This window comes from Streptomyces sp. NPDC060209 (genome assembly GCF_042728155.1).
Lineage (GTDB): Bacteria > Actinomycetota > Actinomycetes > Streptomycetales > Streptomycetaceae > Streptomyces.
In genome coordinates, this window is the sequence record NZ_JBHWZS010000520.1 from 1 (window position 1) to 3,072 (window position 3,072).

The following is a 3,072-nucleotide window of genomic DNA, read 5'->3' on the forward strand; positions in this document are numbered from 1 at the left end:
GTGCACGCGCACCCTCCCCGCTCCCGTTCCGTTTTCCTCCACCGGGTGTGCCCGCACGCTTCCCCATTCGGACCGAGGCTAGTATGGTCGGACCATAAACAACCGGGGAGGCCCCATGCGTATCGGACTCTTCGCCACCTGTCTGGGAGACACCCTCTTCCCGGAGGCGGTGAGATCCACCGCGGTGCTGCTCGCCCGCCTGGGCCACGAGGTGGTCTTCCCACCGGACCAGACCTGCTGCGGCCAGATGCACGTCAACACCGGCTACCAGCGGGAACCCGTCCCACTGGTGCGCAATTTCGCCGAACAGTTCGGGGACCCCTCGATCGACGCCGTAGTGATGCCGTCGGGGTCGTGCGCCGGCTCGGTCCGCCACCAGCACGAGATCGTCGCCGACCGCTACGGGGACGCCGCGCTGCGCGCCGGGGTCGCCACGGTCAAGGCCAAGACGTACGAGCTCTCCGAACTCCTCGTCGACGTCCTCGGCGTCACGCAGGTCGGCGCGTATTTCCCGCACCGTGTGACCTACCACCCCACCTGCCACTCCCTGCGCATGCTCCGGGTCGGCGACAAGCCGCTGAAGCTTCTGCGCGCCGTCGAGGAGATCGACCTGGTCGAGCTTCCCGAGGCCGACTCGTGCTGCGGCTTCGGCGGCACCTTCGCGGTCAAGAACGCCGAGACCTCCACGGCGATGCTCCAGGACAAGATGCGCAACATCTCCGAGACGAAGGCCGATGTGTGCTCCGCCGGGGACTCCTCCTGCCTGATGCACATCGGCGGCGGGCTCTCCCGCATCAGGTCCGGTACGCGCACGCTGCATCTCGCCCAGATCCTCGGATCCACCCGCACCGCGCCGTACGCCCTGGTGGAGGCCGCCCGATGAGCACGTTCCTCGGCATGCCCGCCACCCCGCCCCGCTCCCCGTACGGAACGGGAAATCTGCGCGGCGACCGGAAGTTCCCCGAGGCGGCCCACGACGAACTGCGCAACGACCAGCTGCGCCGCAACCTCGGCAGGGCAACCCGCACCATCCGGACCAAGCGCCTCAACGTCACCGGTGAACTCCCGGACTGGGAGCACCTGCGCGACGCCGGATCGGCCATCAAGACCGACACGATGAACCGGCTTCCCGAACTCCTGGAACAGCTGGAGCAGAAGGTCACCGAGCGCGGCGGCACCGTCCACTGGGCGCGCGACGGCGTCGAGGCCAACGAGATCGTCACCCGGCTGATCAGGGCGACCGGCAGCAGCGACGTCATCAAGGTCAAGTCGATGGCCACCCAGGAGATCGGCCTCAACGAACACCTCGAAGCGGCCGGCATCACCCCGTACGAGACCGACCTGGCCGAGCTCATCGTGCAACTGGCCGACGACAAGCCCTCGCACATCCTGGTGCCCGCGATCCACCGCAACCGCGACGAGATCCGGCAGATCTTCCTCGACGAGATCCCCGGCGTCGACCCGGATCTCGACAACGTGCCCGCGCACCTCGCCGCCGCGGCCCGCGCCTATCTGCGTGAGAAGTTCATGACGACGAAGGTGGCCGTCTCGGGCGCCAACTTCGGTATCGCCGAGACGGGCACCCTCACCGTCGTCGAGTCGGAGGGCAACGGCCGGATGTGCCTTACCCTGCCGGACACCCTCATCACGGTGATGGGCATCGAGAAGGTCCTGCCGCGCTATCAGGACCTGGAGGTCTTCCTCCAGTTGCTGCCCCGCTCCTCGACCGGCGAGCGGATGAACCCGTACACCTCGATGTGGACCGGGGTGACCCCGGGGGACGGACCACAGGACTTCCACCTGATCCTCCTCGACAACGGCCGCACAGCCGCGCTCGCCGACGCGATCGGCCGCGAGGCGCTCAACTGCATCCGCTGCTCGGCCTGCCTCAACGTCTGCCCCGTGTACGAACGGGCCGGCGGCCACGCCTACGGATCGACGTACCCCGGCCCCATCGGCGCGGTCCTCACTCCGCAGCTCGCCGGGATGCACGCGGCGAAGAACGACCCGAACAGCTCGCTGCCGTACGCCTCCAGCCTGTGCGGCGCGTGCTTCGACGCCTGCCCCGTGAAGATCGACATCCCCTCGATGCTCGTCGAACTGCGCCACCAGCACACCGAGCAGTCCGGAACCACCGCGGAGAAGCTCGCCATGAAGGCCGCGGCCGCCGTCATGAAGAGTCCGAAGCTCTTCACCGCGGCGCAGAAGGCGGCCTCCCTCGGCAGGGTCGTCGGCGGACGCGACGGCACCATCTCGCACATGCCCGCCCCGCTCAGCGGCTGGAGCGACAGCCGCGACACCGCGGCCCCGCCCAAGCAGTCCTTCCGCTCCTGGCTGGCATCGGCCGAGGGCGCGGCGACGATGCGGGCCGCAGCCGAGGAGGGCGCAGGGCGCGCCCCCGGAAGTCCTGAGGAGGACCGGTGACCACCCCCATCGCACGCGACACGGTGCTCGGCAGGATCAGGGACGCACTGGCCCTCGCACCCACCCCCGACACCGCGATCCCCCGCTCCTACCGCACCGGCCGGACCCTTCCGGACGGCGAACGCCTGGCGCTCCTGACCGACCGGCTGGTCGACTACAAGGCGACGGTCCACCCCTGCACCGGTGACCGTACGGCCGAAGTGATCGGCGGGATCCTGCGTGAGCGCGGCGCCCGGCGGATCGGCGTCCCGGACGGGCTGGACGAGCAGTGGCTCGGTGCCTACGAAGGCGAGGTCCAGCGGGACTCGGCGGACATCCCCGCACCGAGCCTCGACGCGCTGGACGGCGTGGTGACGGCCTCCGCCGTCAGCTGCGCGGAGACCGGCACGATCTTCCTGGACGGATCGCCCGACCAGGGCCGGCGTGCCCTGTCCCTCGTCCCCGACCTGCATGTGTGCGTCGTCGATCTGTCCTCGGTCGTGGCAGGCGTGCCGGAAGCCGTGGCCCGACTGGTGCCGGAGAGGCCGACGACCCTGATCAGCGGTCCGTCGGCCACGTCCGACATCGAACTGGAGCGCGTGGAGGGCGTACACGGCCCACGCACCCTCGCCGTGGTCATCCGCACCGACGCCTAGGGATCTCCGGCCC

Annotated in this window: 3 protein-coding genes; all 3 read left to right on the forward strand. The window is 69.8% G+C overall.

The genetic code is table 11. The features are described from left to right. Window positions 1–115 precede the first annotated feature (115 nt). Genes ACFWFI_RS42120 through ACFWFI_RS42130 form a run of 3 tightly spaced genes read left to right on the forward strand, consistent with a single transcriptional unit; the run spans window position 116 to window position 3,059 of the window. Entirely contained in the window at window positions 116–883 is a 768-nt protein-coding gene (locus ACFWFI_RS42120; RefSeq protein WP_387401155.1) for a (Fe-S)-binding protein, read from the forward strand. After that, window positions 880–2,424 carry a lactate utilization protein B gene (locus tag ACFWFI_RS42125; protein ID WP_387401157.1) on the forward strand — a complete coding sequence of 515 codons (1,545 nt, stop codon included), beginning with the start codon at window positions 880–882 and terminating at the stop codon, window positions 2,422–2,424. The genes ACFWFI_RS42120 and ACFWFI_RS42125 overlap by 4 nt, the downstream gene beginning before the upstream one ends. Then, window positions 2,421–3,059 (forward strand): LutC/YkgG family protein, encoded by a 639-nt coding sequence (locus ACFWFI_RS42130; protein ID WP_387401159.1) that lies wholly within the window; start codon window positions 2,421–2,423, stop codon window positions 3,057–3,059. Before ACFWFI_RS42125 ends, ACFWFI_RS42130 begins: the two co-directional genes overlap by 4 nt. Window positions 3,060–3,072: the final 13 nt, after the last annotated feature.